This is a genomic window from Pedobacter sp. JY14-1 (genome assembly GCF_029269825.1).
In the GTDB taxonomy this organism is placed as follows: Bacteria; Bacteroidota; Bacteroidia; order Sphingobacteriales; family Sphingobacteriaceae; genus Pedobacter.
Genome location: NZ_JARJHU010000003.1, coordinates 716,198 through 743,095, shown reverse-complemented (window position 1 = coordinate 743,095; position 26,898 = coordinate 716,198). Strand labels below are relative to the sequence as shown.

Sequence of the window (26,898 nt, the reverse complement as noted above, 5' to 3'; positions counted from 1 at the left end):
TGTTTTGTGCCGGTTGTCACATCAACTTAAAAAAAAATTCAGCCATGAAAAAAGTCATCCCTTTTTTTGGTCTGGTTTTTCTTGTTATGGCAGGATCTTTATCCTGCAAGAAAGACAGGTCAAAAGATCCTGATCCCGATCCCGGCGGCGGGTCTGAAATCCCAGGTAGTTTCAGTTACATCACCACCAAGAACCTGGACATTACCGTAAGGCTCCTGAGTAATGACAGCAAACCAATTAAAGGTGCGCTGGTGAGCATTACAGACCCCGGAAATACCGAGCGTGACGTGCTTAAGGCAGTAACGGATGCCGACGGTTACGTCCGAGGGAATATTACGGTACCGGCATATCTGGATACTTTACTGATCAACCCTAACTACACCGGCCTGCTCAACAGGGTCAAAGCGCTGATCGGGGGAAAAACGGCCATCAGTGCTGTGATCGGGGGAACGTCTATGCTCAGCGGTGACGTGCTCATTGAAGGCGTAAATCCGCGCAATACCAATCCTGATGTTCTGCTTGCTACAGGGGATATCGGGGCCAGGGGACTGTTCAGCGTTACTTACGGTTACCCGACGGGATACACCTCTTCGGGAGACGCTATCGTGAGCAGTCCGGCTTATCCTGCGAGCCTGGGCAGGCCAAAGTACCTCGAGCCGACTCCTGACGCCATAGACCCCAGCCTGCTGAGTTATGTCAATGCATCTCTTCCTGAAGGAAAGCCCCTCACGACCACGCATCCGGAATACCTGACTTCCTCGGCCGGATCTAACCTGGTGATCACGCAAACTGCCGATGTATGGGTCACTTTTGTGTCTGAAGGTGCAGGCTATCTGAATACCCTTGCTTACTATACCTACGACACCAATAACCCACCCTCTTCTGTAACGACAGGTACCGCGTTTGGCGGAATTGATAAGGTAACGATGATCTTTCCCAATGCATCTGCCTACGGCACAGGAGGCGGGCTGCTGTCCGGGGACAAGGTCAAACTAGGTACCTTTGAAGCAGGCACAACCATTGCATTCGTACTCCTGCAAAATGCCTGGACAGGAAGCGGCATCAATACGTCAACCTCGACCAAGTTCTATTCAGAGTCGAAATTTAATCCGGAAACCGTTACCAGCAGAAAAAAGCATTCCGTGCTCCTGTATGATGACGTTCATAAACTATACCTGATGGGATTTGAAGATATCAACCGCTCGGACGGTTCAGGTTCTGATAACGACTTTAACGACCTGGTGATCTATGCGACTGCCAACCCGATAACCGCCATCTCTAATACAGGCGTATCTACGGTAGATAAAGGAGGTGATTCTGATGGCGACGGCGTGCCGGATACGCAGGATGCATTTCCAAACGACCCGTCAAGAGCCTATATTACTTATTTCCCTTCATCAACCGGATATGCGACCCTGGCCTTTGAAGATTACTGGCCGTTCAAAGGCGATTACGACATGAACGACCTGGTGGTCAATTACAGGTATACATTTACAAAGAACGCACAGAACAATACCGTAGAGATAAAAGGCGAATATCAGCCTGTTGCGGCTGGTGCTGGTTATAAGAACGGCTTTGGGGTACAATTCCCCTTTGCCGCCGGAAAAGTCAGTTCCGTAAGCGGCCAGGTCTTACAAAGCAATTACATCCAGCTTGCAGGAAACGGAGTGGAAGCAGGCCAGACGAATGCTGTGGTCATTCCGTTTGACAATTATGAGAACCTGATCAAAAATGCCGACGGCAGCGAAAAAGTAAACACCGACCCGGCGAAACCGAAAGCTAACGCGTCTACGGCTACATTGAATATCAAGTTCAGCAGCCCGCTGACTGCAGCAGAGCTTGGATTACCTCCGTTCAATCCTTTCCTGATCAGCGACCGCCGCAGGGCTTATGAGATCCACCTGCCTAATAACCCACCGACAGATAAGGCTGATAAATCCGTTATCGGCACCTACGATGACAATGGTAGTGTCGCTACAGGAAGATACTACCTGAATAAAAACAACGAGCCCTGGGCGCTGAGCTTTACAGATACCTTCAGCTATCCTGCCGAAGCCAGGTCCATACTCGATGCCTATCTGCATTTCCTGGAATGGGCCAAGTCGGGCGGTGTAAGTTATCCTGACTGGTATATAAACACCGCTGCCGGTTACCGGAATACAGCCAATATTTATAATAAGTAGCAATAATTCTATAAAAACAAGGGGGCCTGATGTTGATCAGAGCCCCCGTTGTTTTTTATTGAGGTTTCAAATGGTGACAAACTCTAACCTGAGCAGCTGATGCAGCCCTCTTCCATTGTACATACCGGACCTTCGATGATCTCCTCGGCAGGTTGTTCGATATGCGCGGGAATAACCGGCTCCATATTCTTACCAGCCTGGTTTTCCACGGTGAATTTAACGGCTTGTGACGCTGCCTGGGTACGCAGGTAATACATACCGGTTTTCAGCCCTTTCTTCCAGGCATAGAAATGCATTGAGGTCAGTTTCGACGTGTTAGGAGAATTGACGAAAAGGTTCAGTGACTGAGACTGGCAAATATATGCACCTCTGTCTGCAGCCATATCGATGATACTGCGCATCTTGATCTCCCAAACGGTTTTGTAGAGTTCCTTGATATAATCCGGAATTTCCGCGATGTCCTGGATAGAACCGTTGGCCATAATGATCCTGTCCTTCATGGCAGGCGACCATAAGCCCAATGCGACCAGATCCTTCAGCAAGTGCTTGTTCACCACGATAAACTCACCACTCAGCACACGCCTGGTGTAAATATTGGAAGTATAAGGCTCGAAACATTCATTATTGCCCAGGATCTGCGAAGTTGAGGCAGTAGGCATAGGTGCTACCAGCAATGAGTTATATACACCGTCCTTTACTACTTTCTTACGAAGGTCTTCCCAATCCCATCTGCCGCTGTCCGGTGTTACATTCCACAGGTCAAACTGGAACTTGCCCTGCGATAACGGAGAGCCCTTAAAGCTCTGGTACGGACCATGCTTTACAGCCAGGTCGTGTGAAGCAGTCATCGCGGCAAAGTAGATGGTCTCGAAGATTTCCTTGTTCAGGATACGGGCACCTTCACTCTCAAACGGCAGACGCATCAGGATAAAGGCATCGGCAAGGCCCTGTACACCAAGCCCTACCGGTCTGTGGCGCATGTTCGAGTTTCTGGCTTCCTCTACAGGATAGTAGTTATAATCGATGATCTTGTTCAGGTTCAATGTAGCCTGGTAAGTAACATCATAGAGTTTCTGATGGTCAAATTCACCATTGATCACATACCTCGGCAAAGCAAGGGAGGCCAGGTTACAGACAGCTACCTCATCCTTTGAGGTATACTCTATAATTTCAGTACAAAGGTTTGAGCTCTTGATCGTACCCAGGTTTTGCTGGTTGGATTTGCTGTTTGCCGCATCTTTATATAACAGGTAAGGGGTACCGGTTTCGATCTGGGAGTCCAGGATCGCAAACCAAAGCTCCTGGGCTTTCATCGTTTTACGCGCACGGCCTTCTTTTTCGTAACGCTCGTATAATTCTTCGAACGCCGCACCGAAACAATCCGCTAAACCGGGTGCCTCATCCGGAGAAAACAAACTCCAGTCTCCGTTTTCTTCTACGCGCTTCATAAACAGGTCGCAAACCCAAAGTGCGTAAAACAGATCCCGTGCACGCAGCTCTTCCTTACCATGATTTTTGCGCAGGTCCAGGAAGCTCAGGATATCTGCATGCCATGGTTCAAGATAGATCGCGAACGCGCCCTTGCGTTTGCCCCCACCCTGATCTACATAACGTGCGGTATCGTTGAAGACTTTCAGCATCGGGACAATGCCGTTACTGGTTCCGTTCGTGCCACCGATATAAGCACCGGTTGCACGGATATTATGGATGCTCAATCCTATACCTCCGGCACTTTGAGATATCTTAGCCGTTTGTTTTAATGTATCATAAATGCCTTCAATGCTGTCATCCTGCATCGTCAGCAGGAAACATGAAGACATTTGTGGCTTAGGTGTGGCTGCGTTGAACAAAGTAGGTGTAGCATGGGTAAACCAACGCTCGCTCATCAGATTATAGGTTGCGATGGCACTGTCGATATCCGACTTGTGGATACCTACGGCAACACGCATGAAAAGGTGTTGCGGACGTTCTACGATCTGCCCGTCGATTTTCAGCAGGTAAGATTTTTCCAGCGTCTTGAAACCAAAATAATCAAAACCGAAATCACGGTCATAGATAATCGTGCTATCAAGTACGTCAGCATTGTCCCTGATCACTTCCCATACATCATCAGCGATCAGCCCGGCCTGCTTGCCTGTCTTTTCGTCAATGTAGGTGTAAAGCTGTTCCATCGTCTTAGAGAAGGACTTGGTGGTATTCTTATGCAGGTTAGACACCGCGATACGTGAAGCCAGCAGCGCATAATCGGGGTGTTTTGTCGTTAAAGAGGCTGCTGTTTCGGCAGCTAGGTTATCCAGTTCTGAAGTGGTCACCCCGTCATACAACCCCTCGATCACCTTCTTGGCAACATCGATCGGGTCTACAAGTTCAGCATTAAAACCATAGCATAACTTCTCAATCCGAGCCGTTATCTTGTCAAACTTTACGGCTTCCTTCCGGCCGTCTCTCTTTATTACAAACATATTTTCTAAGGTATTTTAGGGTTATGGCACCCGGCAGGTTTCCGCCACCGGACACCAGAAATTAACTAAATCATTTTTATCAGGCGATGACGTTTGTTAAAAATCGTCGTCCAGTGAAAATGCCTGGGCCTTATCTTCAGAGGCGGTAAGTACTCCGCTCTTCTGATAGTCGCCCACACGCTTCTCGAAGAAATTGGTCTTACCTTGCAATGAGATCATTTCCATAAAATCAAATGGGTTGGTCGCATTATAGATCTTAGTGTAACCCAGTTCCTGTACCCATCTGTCGGCCACAAATTCGATGTATTGCGACATCAGCTTGGCGTTCATTCCGATCAGGGCTACCGGCAATGCGTCACTGATAAATTCCTTCTCAATTTCCACTGCGTCCTTGATGATCTCATGTACCTGTTTCTCGGTCAGTCTGTTCGACAACATGCTGTATAACAGACAGGCAAATTCACAATGCATCCCCTCGTCCCTGGAGATCAATTCGTTACTGAAAGTCAGCCCGGGCATCAGGCCACGTTTCTTCATCCAGAATATAGAACAGAAACTTCCGCTGAAGAATATACCTTCTACCGCCGCAAAAGCAACCAGACGTTCCGCAAAACTACCGTTCTCTATCCAGCGCAGGGCCCATTCCGCTTTTTTACCGACACAAGGTACTGTCTCAATGGCATGAAACAACCGGTCCTTTTCTTCGGGATCTTTCACATAAGTATCGATCAGTAATGCATAGGTTTCAGAATGGATGTTTTCCATCATGATCTGGAAACCGTAAAAACAGCGCGCCTCCGGCAACTGGACCTCGCTCATGAAATTAACGGCCAGGTTTTCGTTAACAATGCCATCACTCGCTGCAAAAAATGCAAGAACATGTGAAATGAAATGACGCTCGCCGCTGTTCAATCCTTCCCAGTGCTTCAGGTCGTCAGACAGATCGATTTCCTCCGCAGTCCAGAAGCTTGCCTCACTTTTCTTATACATCTCCCATATCGCCGGATACTTGATCGGCAACAGTACGAACCGGTCCTTATTTTCCTTCAATAATAATTCTTCTTGCATAAGCCTCTGTATTTGATAGTGAATGAATAAATTGGTTGTCAGCAGACCTCAATAAACAACGCAGACACCGAACCGGTATTTAAATCGAAAGATCGAAGAACATGAAATTCTATAAAACCTTAAGCAACTAAATACTAAACCTTTAACTAAGAATCGACGTGTGATTTATCAAAGAATCTTACTAAAACAAATATAGATGAGATCGATTTTTCTGTGGAACAAAGTTGTTAACACGTTGTTGGTTTTAGCCGGCTTCAGGATCAGATGAGCGTCATAATCAACTACCAAAAATGCTAATCATTTCGTTTTTAGCGAATAGTAAAAAAAAGAGAGTGTTAATAATTTATTAAAACTGACTTTTGCAGCACAGAAAGTTAGGCGGTCAGTCTTCTTCAGGAGTGTAGGCAATTTCCAGCTCGGCAACACCTTTACCGTAAAAGCCAAGGGCCTTTGCAGCAGCGGTTGATACATCTATAGAGAATTTTTTTGAATGTGGACCCCGGTCATTGATCACCACATCGACCGACCTTCCGTTGTCTGGATTGGTTACGGTAACTACCGTGCCAAAAGGAAGTGTTTTATGGGCTGCCGTGAGCTTTTTTCCACGGTAGCGCGCACCACTGGTTGTCCGCCTTCCTTCAAAACGACGCGCATAATAAGTACCATACACCGTCTCGGAAACCATCGCAGAAGATTTGTCTGTTGCTGTTGAGTCTGCTACCGCCGCTATTGCTGTACCTGTATCATTTGAGTCCCGGTTTCCAGGCATATTCTGGGCAAAAGCCACAGAAGAAAAGAGCATCCCACTTAACAATAAACAATACTTCATATATTTACTTTAGTTGGTGAATGCCACAAACATAAGCAAACGAAATCCGTAAAAACAAAAAATGCCTGGCAAGTTATCGCCAGGCAAATATTTTATATACGCATCAAACAATTTATTTCTTATCGGGCACAAAACTCATGGAAATCGAATTGACACAATGCCTTGTATTTTTTGAGGTGAATCCTTCACCGATAAACACATGTCCGAGATGTGCTTTGCAATTGGCGCAAATGATCTCGGTACGTGATCCGTCTGCATCCGGTATGCGAAGCACTGCACCTTTGATCTCGTCATCAAAACTGGGCCATCCGCAATGTGAATCAAACTTATCATCAGAACGGTATAAAGGGGCGTTGCAGCGTCTGCAGATGTAAGTTCCCTTCTCTTTATTGTTCAACAGCTTACCCGTACCCGGATACTCGGTACCTTTGCGTACAATTACATCCTCTTCTTCCTTAGTGAGCTTATTCCATTCCATACTTTTTGTATTTTTCTGAGAGTTTTCTTTTTTAGGTTGCTGCGCGCACGCAGCCAGCGTTGTTAAAGCCAACACGCTGAACAGCATAAATGTTTTATTGACCAATATTCCCATTTGCATTACGTTTATACAATATACGGCCAAAACACTATCTGTGGTTCTACTTCTTTGCCATAATTTGGTCACAAGCAAGTGGAAAGACACCACATAAAAAAGACCTGGCGAAATACGCACCAGGTCTGGAATATCCTGAATGATTGTATTTACTTTTTCAACAGGGCAGCCATTGTCTCGCCGATCTCAGCAGGACTTTCCACTACGTGGATACCGCACTCTGCCATGATCTTCATCTTGGCGGCTGCGGTATCGTCAGCGCCGCCTACGATTGCGCCTGCATGTCCCATTCTGCGACCTGTCGGGGCAGTCTGTCCCGCGATGAAACCGACCACGGGCTTGGTGCCATTTTCCCTGATCCACCGTGCAGCCTCAGCTTCCATACCTCCGCCGATCTCGCCGATCATGATAATTCCTTCAGTTTCGGGATCGTTCATCAGCAGCTCTACTGCTTCTTTTGTGGTAGTTCCAATGATCGGGTCTCCACCGATACCGATCGCAGTAGTAATTCCTAATCCGGCCTTTACCACCTGATCTACCGCTTCATAAGTCAGGGTACCTGATTTTGATACGACACCTACAGGTCCTTTCTTAAAGATGAAGCCAGGCATGATGCCAATTTTAGCCTCATCCGCAGTAATTACTCCGGGACAGTTCGGGCCGATCAGCCTGCAGCCTTTATCTGAAATGTACTCCTTTACCTGAACCATGTCTTTGGTAGGGATACCTTCGGTGATGCATACAATTACCTTAATCCCCGCTTCTGCCGCTTCCATAATTGCATCAGCAGCAAATGCGGGAGGTACAAAAATGATAGATACATTTGCACCAGCCTGGTCTACCGCGTCTTTAACGGTATTGAACACAGGTCTGTCGAGATGGGTCTGACCACCTTTTCCAGGGGTTACACCACCAACAACATTAGTGCCGTATTCGATCATCTGGGAAGCATGATAAGTACCTTCGTTACCGGTGAAACCCTGAACAATAACTTTTGAATCCTTATTTACTAAAACGCTCATGTATCTTGATTTTTTTCGTTGCAAACTTAGATAAAATTGTCCTTAAAAACAATGTCAGCGATGTGGCAGCTCCTTAATTTCTATATTTCTGAAATCAATGGGCTGGCCCTCGCTCTGAAGCGCGATAAACCCGCTGCTGAGCAATTTGCCGTCTTGTTTATATCTGGGATCGTAGCCATGCGCCACGCCGCCCCCGATCTGGGGTTTTGAATATTGCAACACGGTATCTCCGTTGATGACATGCGTAATCAATTCGTTACCTAAAACGATCAGCTCGCCTTTTACCCATTCCCCCGCGGGATAGGTTTTTGAGGTAGAATTGATACAATGATCCGGTGAGATCCTGCCTTTATAGATCACATCTGTTCCCGGCGAACACATATTCCCTGTAGGGCGGGGCCGTCCGTCCCCCAGGCCGGCCAGCAACTGCATTTCTATAGAGATCGGCCAGTCCTGTTCCTTAAGCATTGTCCTTGGGTCCTGGGAATGGAACATCACCCCGCTGTTGAGCAGGGTATAGTCAGGTGCACCACGCTGCAATTCACCGACAAAGCGGTATTCGAATTTCAGGTGGTAGTAGGAAAAGGGTGTCTTATAATACAGGTGTCCGAACTGGTCATTAAAATCGCCATACTGATCATAACGGATCTTGATCATGCCGTCTTCTACCCTGAAGGTGTTGCCGTAATTCTCCCCGACTTCATGGTGATGGATTTTGACAAACCAGTCCTTGGTGTCTTTTCCGTTAAACAGCTTTTTCCAGCCTTTGCCGCCGGTTCCGGCTTCAGTGGCCGACTTCTTTACGCCGCCGCAGCCCAGACATAGCAAGGCAACGACGATACAGGTATATTTCATGACCTATTCAATTTGGTTTCGGGTACAAAATAAATATTTTTCTAACGAATCAAACTAACAGGCCCCGTCAATGTCTTGTCGCCATCTTTTTTCAGTACATAATAATAAGTTCCGGGCGGCAGATCGACACCCCGGTGCCTCCCGTCCCATTTGATTTTGTGGCCGCTATCCTGGAATACTGCCGCACCGTAACGGTTATAGACAACAACGGAAATGGTTTCATCAGACGCGTCTGCTTCCACTACCCACATGTCATTCAGCCCATCCGAATTCGGGCTGAAAACATTGGGAGGTTTGGGCGGCGGGCAATAATCCATTACAAGGTATAATGTACTTGCTTTACATCCTCTGGCATCGGTGACCTGAAGCGTATAGCTTCCAGCCGACGTAACATCCAGGTAATTTGCCGTCGTTTCCACTCCGTTCCAGGTATAAGATGAAAATCCCGGTGCCGCAGTTAACCGCAGCTGCTGCTGCTTTTTGGTACACAGCTGGAAATCCGGTGGCCGTTCCAGCTTGATCTCTTCTTGTACCTTAACCACGGCGGTGGGGCTCCTGCGGAAACAATTTCCATCCAGGATCACATCCACATGGTAATTGCCTGGCTTGGCAGTAACAATCGACTGTGTAGTTTCGCCGGTGGGATACCACTTGTAACTGGCTCCTTCCTGGTAAGGAGCGGTCAACGTTACCTGTTCTCCGAAACACAACGACTCCTGTTTACTCATGGCAATTACAGGTTGTATGGCGGGCACCAGCTTGAGTTCTACCACCTCAGATCGCGTGAAGTTGTTTTCGCAATCCTGGTACAGCAGCCTGTATTTGCCAGGCATCGTGGTCGTCAGCACATTGGAAGTCGCACCCGGGATCAGTTCGCCGTCAAGTTCCCACCGGTAAATATTTCCCTCCTTTGCACGAAAGGTATAGCTACAACCCTCGTACATTGTGATCACCTCCGGATAGTTAAATTCCGGCTCTATTTTCTGCGGCTGCCTGAGCCATATTTTCCCCAGATCCATACTTTCGCCACAGTCTGAAGTGATCCGTATCCCGAAATCCCCCCTTACGTCGATCACCGTTGTCGTCAGGCCGGTTAGGTTCTCCTGTACCACCCGGTCAGATTCAATCTCCCACATATTCTCCGCGCGAAGCCACTCGATTTTATAAGTATGCGTTAACACCTGCGGCAACTGTATTTTAAAGGTATATTGCTGCCCGTTACAGAGCTGATAGATCCTTTGTCTTACCGGTCCGTCCACATAAAAGATATCAGGCGCCTTTTTGATCAGGTCAACATCTACGTCGGAAAAACGTGCCGGAGATAAGCCAAGCCTGCGTATACCATCAGCAGTCGCGAGCCAAACGGCCTGATCGCATAACCCGTCAGGATTGTCCGGAGAATAATAGACGTCCAGCGCAATGCTGTTGACTGCTCCATTATAGATATTGAACCGGTAAAATGAAATCCGAGTAATATCTGGTGTTGTGCCGTAAATCATGCCATACTGGAGTGCCGGCATAAACAAGCCCTCGTCAGTAGCTACCAGTGTAACCTTATAGTTAAAAAAATCACGGAACAGATTGAGCTGTTTTATATCATTTACCTTACTCTGTATCACCCGCCTTACGTTGCAGCTCTGCGCATACTTGATGAAAAGACCATTGTCCGTTCCCCAAAAATCCATCATCGTGGCTGGTTCCTGAACTTCCTCGTTATAGGTGGACTCAAAGTAGCTGCAGTTAACCTTTCCGGAATATTCCGCTCCGGACTCCGGCAACTGCCGCATGCGGGGTGCTGTACCGACCCGGTTAAAGTATTTGAACTCCGTGTTTCCGAAGCAACTGCTGGCTTCAGGCGCACGGAACTGGAAGTCGATCGACTTATAGCCCGCATTGGTGATCCGCCAGTCCTTTGCCGGATCAAGTGGATCCAGTTCATTGCTGATTTTAAGTGTACGGAGGGGATCAGACCTTTCAATCCGGAACAACTGTGTCGACGTAGCCACCGCGAGCCAGTCCTGCTGATGCGGTATATATCCCGCTAGAAACCGATTCGTCGAGCCATTGACGACCGCAATATTATTAATCGTGCCTGTGCCAGGAGGAAGACCAATCTTTGCGGTTGCAGATGGGCCGGACACCTCATAAAGTTCGGCACCAATTAAGAAATACATTTTGTCCACCCGGTATCCTGCGAGATCCCTCACACCAGTAAAATTTCCGAAACGTTTGAAATCGTCTTCTCCGCTTTTCTTTAAATAAACTTCCCCGTTTACAGCAAGTCCCCATACCGCATGGTCATCCGCACATACCACGACCTTTTGCATTGCAGGAAGCTTAAAATAGGTTACATTCTGCGCAGATATTCCCGACTGAATATCTTGGCCTGAGGCCAGGAAACAGCCAAAAAATACAAATAAGATACAGAGAGATGCGGTCTTCATTAAAGCAATTTAATGAAAAACAAGCAGATTTTCAGGATTATAGAAGGTTATTTGGCTACCGCTCCTCCGTTGTATCGCCAACGGCCAGCAGATACTTTTGTTCGTCAAATTCACTTTCACTCTTGGCAATCACGATCGTCGCAATGCCATTGCCAATCATGTTGGTGATCGCCCGTGCTTCAGACATAAACCGGTCAACCCCAAGAAGTATCGCAATGTGTTCTACCGGCATGATCTTAAGCGCAGTCAGTGTAGATGCAAGTACAATAAAGCCACTTCCAGTCACTCCTGCCGCTCCCTTACTGGTCACCATCAGTACTGCAAGCACACTCAATTGCTGAGCGAGCGACAAGTTTACCTGGAAAACCTGGCACAGAAAAATAACGGCCATACTCAGATAGATCGCAGTACCATCCAGATTAAATGAATATCCGGTCGGAATCACCAATCCAACCACAGATTTTTTGCAACCAATGGCCTCCATTTTCTGCATCATACTGGGCAATACAGATTCAGAAGAAGATGTACCCAAAACAATCAGTATCTCCTGTCTGATATAACGGAGGTATTTCCAGAGGCTGAAACCATAGTAGCGGCAGATCATGTTGAGTATAACAAAAATGAACAGGAAGCAGGTCAGATAAACTGCCCCCATTAGCTTGGCCATAGGCAGCAATGTATTCAACCCATAGGTGCCTATACTATACGCCATACCACCAAATGCCCCTACCGGCGCAAGCCGCATAATGACCTTCATGATGTTAAAGAACACTTTAGACAGCTTTTCGATACCAGTAGTCAGGGATGCTCCTGTCTCACCCATTTTGTTCAGGCCATAACCAAATAAAATAGCAAAAAACAAGATCTGCAGGATTTCTCCCTTCGCAAAAGATTCTGCAATATTATGCGGGATAATATGGACGAAGAATTCCACCCAATTGATGCTGCCTGCCTGGTCGGTGTAAGTCCTGATCTTCTCTGCATCAGCATCTGTCGCCGTCACGCCTGCACCGGGCCGCAACAGGTTGGCCACCGCCATACCGATCAGGATCGCCACTGTAGTCACAATCTCAAAATATAGCAATGCCTTCCCACCCACGCGGCCAACCTTTTTCATATCGCCCATATGGGCAATCCCCAGTACTATCGTAAGAAATATGATCGGGGCAATCAGCATGCTGATCATATTGATAAAACTCTGGCTGATCAGTTTTGCATGCGGAGCAAAGCCGGGGAAAAAAACGCCGGTAACAATCCCCAGCGCAATAGATACCAGAACCTGGAAAGTAAGGTTTGACAAGATTAATTTCATCAAACGATTATACAAAAATTTAACTGCTTCAGGAACAACAAACGAGGCTGTTCTTTTACCTCACCGATATACCTCCGGAATTAAACTGAAGATCATAGAGTTTCTTATAGTAGCCGTTGAGCCTGAGCAGTTCCTGGTGTGTTCCTTTCTCTTTGATCTGGCCTTTGTCCAGTACGATGATCTGATCGGCTTTTTGAATGGTCGATAGCCGGTGAGCAATGACAATTGAAGTACGCCCCTTCATCAGGTTCTCTATTGCACGCTGGATCAGCAGCTCTGTTTCGGTATCCACTGAGGAAGTCGCCTCGTCCAGCACCAGGATAGCGGGGTTGTATACCAGCGCACGGATAAAGGAGATCAGCTGGCCCTGACCTGCAGATAATGTAGCACCTCTCTCCATCACATTATAAAGATATCCGCCAGGCAGCCGCTCGATAAAATCATGCGCACCTACCTTTTTTGCCGCTTCCACAACCTCATCTAAAGTGATATCGGGATTACCCAGTGTAATATTGTTGAATATGGTATCTGAAAAAAGAAAGACATCCTGAAGAACCGTAGCGATATTCCCTCTCAGGTAATTCAGCTCATAGTCCTGTACACGGACACCATCGATGCGGATCTCACCTTTCTGAATCTCATAAAACCTGTTCAGTATGTTTATAGTGGAAGATTTTCCGGCACCGGTTGCTCCGACCAGTGCAATCGTTTTTCCGGCTTCTACCTCAAAGGAAATATCCCTGAGTACATAATTGTCGTCGTTATAGGCAAACCATACCTGGTCAAAGCTGATATTACCGCTTATCCTTTTTGGAACAACAGTCCCCCTGTTTTCAGTGATTTCATTTGTATCCAGAACCTTGAACACCCTCTCGGCACCTACCATACCCATTTGCAGCGTATTGAATTTATCTGCAAGCTCCCGGATAGGCCGGAACAGCATACCGATATAAAGCAGGAATTCTGCAATTGTACCCGGTGTTACATCCAGCGGCTTGGCCAGGATGCTCTTAGCTCCATACCATACCAGCAGTCCCATCGACATTGCCGAGATGATCTCTACAACAGGAAAGAAAATAGAATAATACCAGTTAGACCTGATGTTTGCGTCGCGGTACCTCGAATTGATCTTTACAAACTTGTTGTACTCCTGCTCCTCTCTTGCAAAGTACTGGATGATAGAAACTCCGGTAATATGTTCCTGCAGATAAGTATTCAGATTAGCCACCTCAGTCCTGATCTGTTGAAAAGCAGATTTTATGGCGCGCTGAAAAACCGATGTGGCGATCATCAGTAACGGCATGGGCAGCAGCACAACCAGTGTAAGGGCCCAGTCCTTATAAACCATTACACCAATGATGACGACCACCATCAGCATATCGCCGATAATAGAGATCAATCCCTCAGAAAATATCTCTGCGATTGTTTCCAGATCGGAAACAGTACGTGTGATCAGCTGACCGATCGGCGTATTGTCAAAATACTTTAACCTGAGACTGCTGATGTGATTGAACACGTGAATACGCAGGTCGCGGACAGCAGACTGCCCAAGCGTATTGGTCAAGAGCGTATGGCTGAACTGGATGATTACCTGTAATATCAGCAGTGCAAGCATCAGCACGGTCATTGACAATAAGCCATTATAATTTCCCTTCATGACATATCCGTCCAGCGTATACTGGATCAGGAACGGCCTTACCGGTGCGATCAGTGCAAGCAGGACCGTCAGTATCACGGCCCAGCCAAATATTCCGCGGTAAGGCTTTACGTACTGAAACACCCGTTTCAGTAATCCTATATTGATCGCATCTCCGGTAATTTTCGACATCGCTTATGATAAAAAAGGATAAGTAACACTGACCAGATACAGACCACAGGCAGGAACAGACTGCCCGGCATTGCTCCGGTCTTTACTTTCAATGATCTCGCGAAATCTCTCCAGGTCAACCTCCTGCTTCCCGACAAGTACCAATGTACCGACAATCGCACGCACCATATTCCGCAGAAACCGGTCTGCGCGGATCGTAAATCTGAGCCCATTGTCAAATGGCTCAAAGAATGCTTCCGTAATCCTGCAATTGTTCGTAAAAGTCTGCGTATGTGATTTACTGAAACAGGAAAAGTCGGTATAGTCCTTTAGCAGGGCCGCTGCTTCGTTCATCGCTTCTACATCGAGGACTCCCTTGAAAAGCCAGGACCTGTCCAGTAAAAAAGGGTCCTTGTTAAAATGCAGATGGTAGTGATAGGCCCGTGAGTTGGCGTCAAATCTTGCGTGTGCTTCCGGACCGACCGGGAAGACCCGCTTTACAGCGATCTCATAAGGCAACAGCGCGTTGATCCCGTTAACAGCCTTCTCCAGCCGGTTGTCTTCATCGGCCTGTCCGTATGGTGTGTGGAGATCGAAATGGGCGAAAAACTGCGTCGCATGCACGCCGGTATCTGTACGGCCGCAGCCCACAGATACCACCGGTTCCCGGAAAAAAACAGACAATGCGCGGTCCAGTATTTCCTGAACACTAACGGCATTTGGCTGGCTTTGCCAGCCGTGAAATCCGGTGCCCTTATAGGATAGCTCTGTAAAGTATCGATACATGGTCAATGCCGCAAATCTACGTTTTTGGATTGCTTAGTTTCAGCCTTTTGGTATCTTTGTTGAAATTGTGGATTTGATATGATACAAAGGGTTCAGTCTATATGGCTGTTTTTAGCCAGTCTATCGTTGGTTTTGTTGTTATTGTTACCGGTGGCAAGCAATCAAAACAGTGGTTCTGAATTTTGGGTCACTGTTACGGGATTATACCAGCAAAGCAACGGAACGGCACAAAAGATAGAAACCTTCCGTCCATTATACACAGGCGTCCTGGTTACTGCGCTTATTTGTTTTGCGGCTATTTTCAGCTTCAGAAACCGCACGGTGCAAAAACGGATCATCAGTACAGTCATCATCCTTATCGCGGGCCTTTCCTTCTGGACCGTCAGCTATGCAGGCAAGATACCAGGCGGACTGGAAAGTGCATCCTTCGGAATAGGCATTATTTTGCCCCTGCTTTCGGTTGTATTTTGTGTACTTGCCTTCAGAGGAATACGCAAAGACGAACAATTACTGCGGTCAGCGGACAGACTCAGATAACTAACCCCCTCATTTTTATTTAGTTAACAACACCGAAAATACGGATTATTAACCGTACCTTTGCGGCTTAATTTTATATACATGATAAACCCATTTAGTAATTTGGGGATAAGTGATGACGTTGTTAATGCCATAAAGGACCTGGGATTTGAAAACCCAACTCCTATTCAGGAACAAAGTATTCCTGTACTGTTAGAGGGCAGTAACGATTTTGTTGGTTTGGCCCAAACAGGAACAGGAAAGACAGCAGCATTTGGCTTGCCGCTGTTAGAATTGATCGACTTTAGCATAAGAAAGCCCCAGGCACTCGTCCTGTGCCCTACCAGGGAGCTATGCTTACAGATCACAGGCGACATCAGGAATTTCTCCAAGAACATTCCGGGGGCAAATGTGGTAGCCGTTTATGGCGGTGCCAACATTGTACAGCAGCTCCGTGAAATCAGGCAAGGCGTACAGATCGTCGTAGCCACTCCAGGCCGTATGCTGGACATCATCCGCCGTAAGGCGATAGACTTCAGTGACGTGAGCTACGTTGTACTGGACGAAGCAGATGAGATGCTCAACATGGGCTTCCAGGAAGACATCAACGACATTCTGTCAACCACACCTGACGACAAAAAAACATGGCTGTTCTCGGCCACCATGCCACCAGAAGTAAGGCGGATCGCCCGCAATTACATGGAAGACCCGGTAGAACTTACCATGGGCACCAAGAATACAGGTAACGTAAATATTGAGCACGAATACTATATCGTCCGTGCAAGGGATAAATATGCTGCTCTGAAACGCATCGTAGACTTTAATCCCGAGATCTTCGGTGTCGTATTCTGCAAAACCAAAATTGATACCCAGGAAGTAGCGGAACACCTGATCAAGGACGGATACAATGCCGATGCACTGCACGGCGACCTTTCCCAGCAACAACGCGACAAAGTCATGCAACGGTTCCGTGACCGCAGCATGCAACTGCTGATCGCTACCGACGTAGCGGCGAGGGGTATCGATGTAAACAATGTTACCCACGTGATCAATTATGCCCTTCCTGATGAGGTAGAAAGCTATACCCACAGAAGCGGGCGGACCGGCCGCGCCGGAAAAACAGGTGTATCCATTTGCATCATCAATTCAAAGGAACTCGGAAAGATCCGTCAGATCGAAAAGATCATTGGCAAGAAGTTTACCAAGGCAGATCTGCCTACCGGCTTTGATGTGTGTGAAAAACAACTGTTTGCACTGGTACACAAAGTACATAACGTGGAAGTAAATGAAGCTCAGATCGAGCAGTACATCCCACGCATTATGGATGAATTCTCGGAATTGAGCAAAGAAGAAGTGATCAAACGCTTTGCCTCGCTGGAATTCAACCGATTCCTGGAGTATTATAAAAACGCGCCCGACCTGAACGTCAGCGAAGAGCGCCGCGGTGAGCATGGTGAAAGGCCAGAGCGCGGAAGCCGCGTACGCAACGACGACGGTTACACCAGAATGTTCATCAACCTGGGCTCAGTAGACGACTTTACCCGCGGCGACCTGTTGTCTTTCGTTTGTAACAACGGAAAGATCAGCGGAAAATCTATCGGGAAGATTGACCTGAAAGGTGTATACTCTTTCTTTGATATCGAAAATACAGCTGTAGACGGCCTGCTGAATAACTTCAGGAACGTAGACTTTAATGGCCGCGGCGTGCGGATAGAACAGACAGCTGAAGGTGAATCCAAAAGCCGCGGCGGCGGTAGCTATAATGGCAGCAAACGTCGCGACGGAGAGCGAAAAAGCTTCGGAGGAAAACGTGAAAGCGGAAGGCGTGAGGGCGGCAGCAACGGTGGCTTCAGAGACTATTCCGGCAGAAGCCGTGAAGAACGGCATGGAAAGCGCGAAAGCGGAAGGCGCAGATAGATAGCGTACGAATAAAAGAAAAGCCCCGGTGCAGTTATACTGACCGGGGCTTTTCTTTACCTGTTATACTCCGCAACGGATATTTAACTCAGTTGTTCTGTCAGCAGCCTCATTTCAATCTGCGGACTATGCTTTTCATACAGAACTGCATAGACGGCTCTGCTGATCGGCATATCTACCTTATACTTCTTATTCACATGATGCATAGATTTTACCGCATAATACCCCTCTGCGATCATATTCATTTCCAGCTGCGCCGATTTCACTGTATACCCCTTTCCGATCATGTTACCAAAGGTACGGTTGCGGCTAAATTGAGAATATGCCGTAACCAGCAAGTCACCCAGGTAAGCAGATTCATTAATGTCCCTTGATATCGGATGCACAGCATCTACAAACCGTTTGATTTCCCGGATCGCATTGGCGATGAGTACAGCCTGAAAATTATCTCCATATCCAACGCCATGGCAAATGCCACTGGCAACTGCGTAAATGTTCTTAAGAACGGCTGCATACTCTGTACCGAAGATGTCATCGGACACATTCGCTTTGATATACCTGGTAGAAACCAGTCCTGCGAAACGTGATGCAAGCGCCGTATCTATGCCCGCAATAGTGAGATAAGACAGCTTTTCCAGCGCAACTTCCTCTGCATGACAAGGGCCGCTGATCACCAGGATATCTTCCAGTTGCACGCCATAGTTGTTATGGATAAATTCACCCACAATGCTGTTGTCTTCAGGTACAATCCCCTTAATTGCAGAAACCACTTTCTTACCTTTCAGCGCCTCAGGGCCAATCGCGGCCAGCGTTTCCTTCAGAAAGGCGGCAGGCACATTAAGAATAATATAATCCGCTGCAGCGATCACACCGGACAGGTCATTGGAAATATTATCTTCCGGTATCCTGACCTCTACAGAACTCAGGTAACTCGGATTGTGTTTATATTTACGGATGTGTTCAATTGCTGTCACATTCCGCATCCACCAGTAGATCTCCTTCGCAGCGAAATTATCCGAAAGCATCTTGACAATCGCTGTAGCCCAGCTACCACCGCCAATCATTGCAACTCTAGGTACCATAGCAAAAAAATAAAAAACCCCGGCTTATTTTAGCCGGGGCAATTTAGTTATTTAAAACGATTGAAGTCCGATCATTTTATTTTGGAGCAGCAAACAACTGGTCCTTAGTCGTTTTTTCAACCTTTGCGCCATCTTTTAACCGGCCCTGGATTGCGGAATACGGGCCTGTCACGATTTCTTCTCCCGCCTTCAGGCCAGATTTGACCACAATATACTGGTCGTTCTGTATACCGGTCGTTACTTCTGTCTTCTTTACCTTACCATCACTGCCATACACATAAACATATTGTTTTATCGTCTTGTCCGTCAGCTTAGACTTCTGCTTACCAGAGTCATTATTATTATTCGGCTCTGTGTTCGGCTTTGCCTGGTTGTCATCGGTAAATACTGCCTGGATAGGTACCGACAATCCTTTCACCGTTTCGCTTTCGATATCCACAGTAGCACTCAGCCCGGGCCTGAAAGGTGAGGGTAAATCTCTTGCGCCTTCCTTCAGGTCGTTATAAGACTCTGTCAGTATACGCACTTTCACCACAAAATTCGTCACCTGGTCGGTAGATGTCGCCGTTCCAACATCTTTCGAAGAACTGGCGATCTCGGTAACTATCCCTTTAAACTTCCTGTCCGCAAATGCATCTACCTCAATGGTAGCCTTATCATTTACATTTACCCGGTTAATGTCATTTTCGTTTACATCGACATTTACCTCCATAGAATTCAGGTTAGATATCCTCATAATTTCTGTACCCGCCATCTGTGCGGTACCCAGGATACGATCTCCTAGTTCAACCGAAAGCTTGGAGATGACGCCGTCAACAGGAGCATAGATCGTTGCCTTGGCCAAATTGGCGCCTGCTTCCTGAACATTTGCGGCAGTCTGCGCCTGCTGAAACTTCGCAGCGGTATAATCTTCCCTGGCACGGCCCAGATTGGTCTTGGCGGTGAGGTAGGCAGCCTTCGCCGCATCGAACTCAGCTGCGGAAATCACTTTCTTACCGTGAAGTTCAACATTACGTTTATAAGTTGCCTCTGCATTTACAAAATTGGCCTGGTTTTGCTGAAGTATCTGCTGTGCAGCAGCTACGCTGGCCCGCTGCGAGCTATTGGCTGCCACAGCCCTGTCAAAGCCAGATTTCAGGACATCCGGCCTCACGCGGATCAGCAATTGTCCCTTTTTGACGATGTCCCCCTCCTTTACCAAAAGTTCCGTAACCTCACCCGAAACCTCAGAACTCAGCTTCACTTCAGTTTCAGGCTGTATCTTTCCACTGGCAGTAACCGTTTCGATCACCTCCTTCACGGCCGCCTTTTCCACAGTTACCTTTTCCACTTTCTCGCCCCCGATCAGGCCGGTAAATTTGGCTATAGCCAGCAGCACCGCCAATGCGCCTACGATTATCAATATGGTCTTCAGTTTCATCAGTTATTGGTTTTATATGTGTTTCTATTATCTGCTCCGGTCTTAGAATACGATCTGCTTGCCCAGGTAATAATCAATCACCTTTGCCTTAAACAGCAGGTCATATTTTGCCCTGATCATGTCGATCTCCGCTTTATTTCTATTTGTCTGCGATGTATTAAAATCCAGGGAATTCACCAGTCCCACATTGTAGCGCTGCTCGGTCACGACAAAAGCTTCACTGCGGGCGTTAAATGTTTTGGTTGCGGACTCGTAAGTACTTCTTGCGGCTTTCAGATCGGCAACTGCCTGATAAACAATCTTGTTCAGGTTATTTTTGGCCAGCTGTTCATCTACCTGGTATTGCATGTAGTTAATCTTCGCACGCTTCACGGTAATGCGGGTCTGCAGGCCATTAAATATCGGAATCGAGATCCCAAGGCCAACCCCCTTCGAAACATTGTTCTTGATCTGGTTCCAGAAGTGTGCGTTTTCATTAGCAGACAGGTTATAATTATAGTTGTAAAATGACCCATAGCTGCCGCTCAATGTAACTCTTGGAAAATAACCGCCTTTGGAGATGTCAATATCCTTTTTTGCAGATGCAGTCCTGAGCCCCGCCAATTTGATATCGGGGTATATGTTCAATGCCTGCTGGTAAACCTGCTCCGCTGAGAATACCATTGTCGGCTCCTTAAAAGTATCGATTGAGGGTGCCTGAACTTCATATCTCGTATCAGAAGGGATATCCATCAACTGGGCCAGGATAATTAAAGAGATCGACAGTGCATTTTCCGCCGTGGTCACATCAAGTTCTGCAGTTGCCACCAATGCGCGTGTCTCAGCAATGTCGGCAAGTGTCTTATTCCCTACATCCAGAAGCTCTTGTTGTTGTTTCAACTGCAGATTGGCCACTTCAAGCTGCTGCCTGGCGGCCTTTAACCGGTCCCGATTATAAAGAATGTCCATGTATGAAGTTACCACCTGCAGGATGAGGTCATTTTTTACCTTATCAGTGTTCGCTTTACCCACTTCGAGCAGAATCTTGTTTTGCCTGATCTGGTTAAGTTTCGCAAACCCGTTAAATATATCTACAGACGCCGAAGCCCCGGGTCTGAAACTATAGTTTTGCGTGTTCTCGTAAATACCGGTGTTACCGAGGTTGTTACGGCCCCATCCCATGTCCTGGTTCAGCCCGGCATTCAGGCTCGGATAAATAGCCAGTCTGGACTGACGGAAATTTTCAAACGCCACATCTTCGCTCAGCCTGGACTTTTTTATCTGCAGATTATTATTGAGCGTATTTTCAATAGCTTGCTGTATCGTGATCACCTCCTGCGCTGCTGTATCGATATAGCAAATAGTCAACAGTGCAAGTGTAATAATTAAGGTAAGCTTTTTCATAATTTAAATTTCACAATATTAATATAAACAACTTATTCATTTTGTAAATTTTCGGGTACACCAACTGCATTTTTTTCTAAGTTTGGGCATGTACCTTGTCAAATCCCCCATTTTGCTGAAATGGTATTACCCATCGCTTACCTGGCATAAAAACCGGGATGAACAAGTCATTTATCTCACCTTTGACGATGGCCCGATCCCTGATGTTACAGAATTCGTCTTAAAAACTTTAAAAACGTACAGCGCCAAAGCCACATTTTTCTGCATTGGCGACAACATCCGTAAACATCCCGGTATTTTCAGCAAGATAAAGAACGACGGCCACTCCATCGGTAACCACACCTACAATCACCTCCGCGGTTGGGCTACCCCCGATGACACCTACCTCGACAACTTCAGCCAGTGTCAGCAGCTCACACAGACCAGGCTGTTCCGTCCACCCTACGGCAGGATCAGAAAAACGCAGGCCAGCGGCATCCGCAAGCTCGTTCCCGGTATGGAAATCATCATGTGGGATGTCCTCAGTGGCGATTTCGATCAAAGTCTGACACCTGAAAAATGCCTGCAGAATGTACTCCGGCACACCACCAACGGCTCCATTGTTGTCTTTCACGACAGCATTAAAGCCTTCGACCGGTTAAAGCACGCCCTTCCGGGGCTGCTGCATCACTTCAGCGCCAGGGGCTACCAGTTCCGTGCGCTTTGACACCTGAATGCCAATTTGCAGGCCAGAGAAGTAAAAACACGCAATAAATTCAATATCAACAATTTAGCAGCAGACCGAAAATGTATACCGTTCATAACCGGACAGTACTGTACGCTACCGGACTGCATATACATGCATGGTTTAAAACAGCCGAACAAAGCTATTTAGAACATATATAAATAATACAATGACCCGGAGATGATCCCCTCCGCCTGTTTTTTTTTGTAAATTCGCTAAATTTTATAAGTACTTACCCTTTTAACCTAATTATCAATGGCTTTTGATATAGAAATGATCAAAAAGGTGTATGCAAACTTCGGCCCTCGCGTAGAAGCGGCACGCAAAATAGTAGGCAGACCTTTAACACTTTCAGAAAAAATTCTTTACGCCCACCTTTGGGACGGACATGCGAGCACCGCTTACGTAAGGGGTACCGATTATGTGGATTTTGCACCTGACCGTGTGGCCATGCAGGACGCTACGGCACAGATGGCCCTGTTGCAGTTCATGCAGGCAGGCAGGCCAAAGGTAGCTGTTCCTTCTACAGTACATTGCGACCACCTGATCACAGCCAAGAACGGAGCTGAGGTAGACTTGCCTGCGGCAAATACCGAAAGCAAGGAAGTATTCGATTTTCTGGCATCAGTATCCAATAAATATGGTATCGGCTTCTGGAAACCTGGTGCAGGTATTATCCACCAGGTCGTACTTGAAAATTATGCGTTTCCCGGAGGCATGATGATCGGCACCGACTCCCACACCGTAAACGCGGGTGGGTTGGGTATGGTAGCCATCGGTGTCGGCGGTGCAGACGCCTGTGACGTCATGGCCGGGCTTCCCTGGGAACTTAAATTCCCTAAACTGATCGGCGTTAAGCTGACCGGAAAACTCAATGGCTGGACCTCTGCAAAAGATGTGATCCTTAAAGTTGCCGGTATCCTTACCGTAAAAGGCGGCACGGGTGCAATTGTTGAATACTTTGGTGACGGTGCGACCGGTATGAGTTGTACCGGAAAAGGCACTATCTGTAATATGGGCGCGGAGATTGGCGCTACCACCTCTACTTTCGGATATGACGAAAGCATGGAACGCTACCTGCGTGCTACCAATCGCGCCGATGTAGCCGACGCGGCAAACTCCATCAAAGAATACCTGACAGGTGACCCTGAAGTGTATGCAGAACCTGAGAAATATTTTGATCAGCTGATCGAGATCAACCTATCCGAGCTCGAGCCTTACCTGAACGGACCTTTTACACCAGACCTGGCTACCCCGATCTCCAAAATGAAAGAGATTGCTGTTGCAAACGGCTGGCCAACCAAGGTTGAAGTGGGCCTGATCGGCTCCTGTACTAACTCTTCTTATGAAGACATTTCCCGCGCCATCAGCGTGGCCAAACAAGTAGCAGAAAAAGGCCTGCAGTCTAAAGCAGAGTACTGTATTAACCCTGGTTCGGAGCAAATACGTTACACGATACAGCGCGATGGCTTTATGGACGTGTTCAAAAACATCGGAGCCAAGGTATTTACTAACGCCTGCGGCCCATGTATCGGCATGTGGGACAGGGTTGGTGCTGAAAAACAAGAGAAAAACACGATTGTGCATTCCTTCAACAGGAACTTCGCAAAACGTGCGGACGGTAACCCGAATACCTTTGCCTTTGTGGCCTCTCCGGAGATCGTTACCGCACTGGCCATTGCAGGCGATCTGGGCTTCAACCCGATCACTGACACCCTGACCAACGATAAAGGTGAACAGGTGAAACTTGATGAGCCATCAGGCTACGAGCTTCCGGTAAATGGCTTCGCAGTTGAGGATGCCGGCTACCAGGAACCCGCAAAAGACGGCAGTGGCGTACAGGTGATCGTCTCACCAACCTCGCACCGTCTGCAATTGCTCGATCCTTTCGCAGCATGGGAAGGCACCGACCTGAAAGGCCTTAAACTCCTGATCAAGGCCAAAGGCAAATGTACTACCGACCATATCTCCATGGCCGGTCCTTGGCTGAAGTTCCGCGGTCACCTCGATAACATTTCCAACAACATGCTTATTGGTGCCGTTAACTACTATAATGAAAAAACTGACCTGGTCAAAAACGCCCTTACAGGCGAATACGGCCCGGTACCGGCCACCCAGCGTGCGTACAAGGCTGCAGGTCTGGGATCGATCGTAGTAGGTGACGAAAATTATGGCGAAGGCTCCAGCCGTGAACACGCAGCGATGGAACCACGTCATCTTGGCGTGCGTGCGGTACTGGTAAAGTCATTTGCCCGTATCCATGAGACCAACCTGAAAAAGCAGGGCATGCTCGCATTGACTTTTGCTAATAAGGAAGATTACGACAAGATCCTTGAAGACGATGTAGTTGACATCATCGGACTGACCACCTTTGCACCGAATACCCCACTTACCCTGGTACTGCACCATGCTGACGGCACTACAGACGAGATCGCTGTAAACCACAGCTATAATGCACAACAGATCGAGTGGTTCAAAGCGGGTGGCGCATTGAACATCATCCGCAGGGAAGCAGCTGCAAAAGGCTAATTCCTGGCAAACTTAATCATAAGACCCCCAAACGGGTCCACAATAAAAAAACTCCCGCTTTTCAGGCGGGAGTTTTTTTATGAATTGCTGAACTTATTGTTTATTCTTAGAATTCGTGCTGGCAATTAAAACAATGATGTACTTTCTTTGCCCTGAACGGATACACCAGCAGCAGCAAAGACACCAGTATGGTCAGAATGCCAAACCGCTCCTTTGTAGCCTGAACATAGCCCACATGATCAGATCCGCAATTCGGGCAAGTCATACCCGATACACCCTCCGCATCCTCAGCATTCTCAAAATCTTCCGCTCCCTCCGCACCGCTTTCGGCCAAAATACTCTTCACCAGCGGCACGTCATGTTCAAACACATGCAATTTAACCCCACCCAGTGCCTGGTTATACAAAGGATTCACCGTCAACGTATTTTCATCGGAAAGAAAACACTGTACCCCACTGTCCAGCAGCTTAGACTTAATGATATTGGCCTCGATGGGATTATAGAAAGTTTCGTAAACAACGATCTTGCTCATGATGAAATCAGTTAATGGTAAATCAGGCTGGCATTCTGAAGATACTGATTTTTTCCTTAACGACCCAGAAACTCGCGAAACCAATATCCCGAATCCTTGATCACCCGTTCCTGCGTCCTGAAATCCACATGCACCAGGCCAAAACGGGCGTTATAACCCTCCGCCCATTCGAAGTTATCCATCAGGGTCCACACCAGGTAGCCATCTACAGGAATTCCTTCACGTTTTGCCCGCAGCAGCGCCTCCAGGTAAAGCTCAAAGTAAGCGATCCGCTCAACATCATGTACCTTGCCCTGCACCAGCTTATCCCGGTAAGCCGCCCCGCCCTCCGTGATCATCAGCCTCCTCACACCCGGATAAGCCGCAAACTGCTTAATGATGTTGTAAAAACTATCGGCATTGATCTCCCAGCCCATCGCCGTATGCGGTTTCCGGCGGTTCACCGCTTTCACCTCCCAGGCCTGCAGTATCGGCACAAAGGCATTGTATTTTACCGTGATGGGGAAATAATTCTGCAGCCCGATAAAGTCAAAGTCAAAGGCCATCCGCTGTGTATGACGCCAGGTAGAATGCTGTATTTTGAACTTCTCCAGTACCTCCCAGTCGGTTTCCGGGTATCCCATACCCAGCGCCGGTTCTATGAACAGACGGTTCATCAGACTATCAAACCGGCGCGCAGCCATGAGGTCCGCATCACTGTCGGTATAAGGCATTACCTCCGAGCAGGAAAATGTCGTACCGATATTGGCGCTGCTCACCTCTGCCCGCAGAATCCTGCCGCCATCCGCCTGCGCCAGCGCAGTATGGTGCACTGCTGAAAAGAAATTAGTCAGACCGGTCCTGCCCGGCGCATGGATCCCCAGCATATAGCCCAGCGAAGTAAAGCCAAAAGGTTCATTCAGTACGATCCAGTTCTTTACCTTATCGCCATAGGTCCGGGCGCAAAATGAGGCAAACTCGTTAAAAGCATGGTTAATGCCATATGCCGTCCAGCCCCCCTCCTGCTCCAGAACTTCAGGCAGGTCCCAGTGATAAAGCGTCACATAAGGCACCAGGTTTTCACGCAGACAGGCATCTATTACCTCATGATAAAAACGCACACCCTCCATATTCACACGGCCTCTGCCAAAAGGCATGATCCTCGACCAGGAAAGCGAAAACCTGAACACCTTAAACCCGAGTGCTTTCACCATCTGGATATCAGCTGCATACCGGTGATAAAAATCACAGGCTACCGCCGGATGGTGACCGTTCCTGATCTTGCCCGAACGCTTTGAAAAAGTGTCCCAGATCGAAGCGCCCCGCCCATATACATCCGCTGCGCCCTCAATCTGCGCTGCAGCCACTGCCACACCCCAGAGGAAGTCCGCCCCAAAATCTGATGAACTGATCATGTACTCAATTGTATAGCGCGTAAGATGCGACTCTATTGTTA

General features: G+C 47.6%; 20 protein-coding genes. 5 read left to right on the top strand and 15 right to left on the bottom strand.

The features are described from left to right. The first annotated feature begins 44 nt into the window (after window positions 1-44). On the top strand, window positions 45-2,183 hold the full coding sequence (locus P2W84_RS09410) for an LruC domain-containing protein (RefSeq protein WP_276089862.1): 2,139 nt from the start codon (window positions 45-47) through the stop codon (window positions 2,181-2,183). A gap of 83 nt (window positions 2,184-2,266) precedes the next feature. Here the strand turns inward: P2W84_RS09410 and P2W84_RS09405 are convergent, their stop codons facing one another. From P2W84_RS09405 to truA, 10 genes are all read right to left on the bottom strand, one after another. Beyond that, window positions 2,267-4,645, bottom strand: coding sequence for a ribonucleoside-diphosphate reductase subunit alpha (locus P2W84_RS09405; protein ID WP_276089861.1), 2,379 nt, complete (start codon window positions 4,643-4,645; stop codon window positions 2,267-2,269). 96 nt (window positions 4,646-4,741) lie between these two features. After that, window positions 4,742-5,713: a ribonucleoside-diphosphate reductase small subunit gene (locus P2W84_RS09400; RefSeq protein ID WP_276089860.1), complete on the bottom strand. Its 972-nt coding sequence runs from the start codon at window positions 5,711-5,713 to the stop codon at window positions 4,742-4,744. Between the two features lie 382 nt (window positions 5,714-6,095). Further along, window positions 6,096-6,542 carry a septal ring lytic transglycosylase RlpA family protein gene (locus P2W84_RS09395; RefSeq protein WP_276089859.1) on the bottom strand — a complete coding sequence of 149 codons (447 nt, stop codon included), beginning with the start codon at window positions 6,540-6,542 and terminating at the stop codon, window positions 6,096-6,098. A gap of 112 nt (window positions 6,543-6,654) precedes the next feature. Further along, a complete protein-coding gene (locus tag P2W84_RS09390) occupies window positions 6,655-7,134 on the bottom strand; it encodes a methionine-R-sulfoxide reductase (RefSeq protein WP_276089858.1) in 480 nt (159 codons plus the stop codon). A gap of 149 nt (window positions 7,135-7,283) precedes the next feature. Beyond that, window positions 7,284-8,156 (bottom strand): succinate--CoA ligase subunit alpha, encoded by an 873-nt coding sequence (gene sucD / locus P2W84_RS09385; RefSeq protein ID WP_276089857.1) that lies wholly within the window; start codon window positions 8,154-8,156, stop codon window positions 7,284-7,286. Window positions 8,157-8,210: 54 nt separating this feature from the next. After that, window positions 8,211-9,011, bottom strand: coding sequence for a DUF1080 domain-containing protein (locus tag P2W84_RS09380; protein WP_276089856.1), 801 nt, complete (start codon window positions 9,009-9,011; stop codon window positions 8,211-8,213). Window positions 9,012-9,052: 41 nt separating this feature from the next. After that, complete coding sequence (locus P2W84_RS09375) at window positions 9,053-11,455, bottom strand: gliding motility-associated C-terminal domain-containing protein (protein ID WP_276089855.1); 2,403 nt, start codon at window positions 11,453-11,455, stop codon at window positions 9,053-9,055. Window positions 11,456-11,510: 55 nt separating this feature from the next. Continuing rightward, complete coding sequence (gene dctA, locus P2W84_RS09370) at window positions 11,511-12,767, bottom strand: C4-dicarboxylate transporter DctA (RefSeq protein ID WP_276089854.1); 1,257 nt, start codon at window positions 12,765-12,767, stop codon at window positions 11,511-11,513. Window positions 12,768-12,822: 55 nt separating this feature from the next. Beyond that, entirely contained in the window at window positions 12,823-14,595 is a 1,773-nt protein-coding gene (locus P2W84_RS09365; protein ID WP_276089853.1) for an ABC transporter ATP-binding protein, read from the bottom strand. Window positions 14,596-14,598: 3 nt separating this feature from the next. Continuing rightward, window positions 14,599-15,360 carry a tRNA pseudouridine(38-40) synthase TruA gene (gene truA / locus P2W84_RS09360; protein ID WP_276089852.1) on the bottom strand — a complete coding sequence of 254 codons (762 nt, stop codon included), beginning with the start codon at window positions 15,358-15,360 and terminating at the stop codon, window positions 14,599-14,601. A 78-nt stretch (window positions 15,361-15,438) separates the two neighbouring features. Between truA and P2W84_RS09355 the strand changes: the two genes are divergently transcribed. After that, entirely contained in the window at window positions 15,439-15,897 is a 459-nt protein-coding gene (locus P2W84_RS09355) for a DUF4293 domain-containing protein (RefSeq protein WP_276089851.1), read from the top strand. 81 nt (window positions 15,898-15,978) lie between these two features. Next, a complete protein-coding gene (locus P2W84_RS09350; RefSeq protein WP_276089850.1) occupies window positions 15,979-17,793 on the top strand; it encodes a DEAD/DEAH box helicase in 1,815 nt (604 codons plus the stop codon). An 83-nt stretch (window positions 17,794-17,876) separates the two neighbouring features. Here the strand turns inward: P2W84_RS09350 and P2W84_RS09345 are convergent, their stop codons facing one another. The 3 genes from P2W84_RS09345 to P2W84_RS09335 form a co-directional block, all read right to left on the bottom strand. Next, complete coding sequence (locus P2W84_RS09345; protein ID WP_276089849.1) at window positions 17,877-18,875, bottom strand: NAD(P)H-dependent glycerol-3-phosphate dehydrogenase; 999 nt, start codon at window positions 18,873-18,875, stop codon at window positions 17,877-17,879. A gap of 76 nt (window positions 18,876-18,951) precedes the next feature. Then, a complete protein-coding gene (locus tag P2W84_RS09340; protein WP_276089848.1) occupies window positions 18,952-20,295 on the bottom strand; it encodes an efflux RND transporter periplasmic adaptor subunit in 1,344 nt (447 codons plus the stop codon). A 42-nt stretch (window positions 20,296-20,337) separates the two neighbouring features. Continuing rightward, window positions 20,338-21,678, bottom strand: a complete 1,341-nt coding sequence (locus P2W84_RS09335) for a TolC family protein (protein WP_276089847.1) — start codon at window positions 21,676-21,678, stop codon at window positions 20,338-20,340. Between the two features lie 88 nt (window positions 21,679-21,766). Here P2W84_RS09335 and P2W84_RS09330 point away from each other — a divergent pair, with 88 nt between their 5' ends. Beyond that, window positions 21,767-22,384, top strand: coding sequence for a polysaccharide deacetylase family protein (locus P2W84_RS09330; protein ID WP_276089846.1), 618 nt, complete (start codon window positions 21,767-21,769; stop codon window positions 22,382-22,384). A gap of 273 nt (window positions 22,385-22,657) precedes the next feature. Next, a complete protein-coding gene (locus P2W84_RS09325) occupies window positions 22,658-24,931 on the top strand; it encodes an aconitate hydratase (protein ID WP_276089845.1) in 2,274 nt (757 codons plus the stop codon). 106 nt (window positions 24,932-25,037) lie between these two features. Here P2W84_RS09325 and P2W84_RS09320 read toward each other — a convergent pair whose 3' ends face one another. Continuing rightward, on the bottom strand, window positions 25,038-25,463 hold the full coding sequence (locus tag P2W84_RS09320; protein ID WP_276089844.1) for a DUF2007 domain-containing protein: 426 nt from the start codon (window positions 25,461-25,463) through the stop codon (window positions 25,038-25,040). A 56-nt stretch (window positions 25,464-25,519) separates the two neighbouring features. Beyond that, window positions 25,520-26,857, bottom strand: a complete 1,338-nt coding sequence (locus tag P2W84_RS09315; RefSeq protein WP_276089843.1) for a GH1 family beta-glucosidase — start codon at window positions 26,855-26,857, stop codon at window positions 25,520-25,522. Window positions 26,858-26,898: the final 41 nt, after the last annotated feature.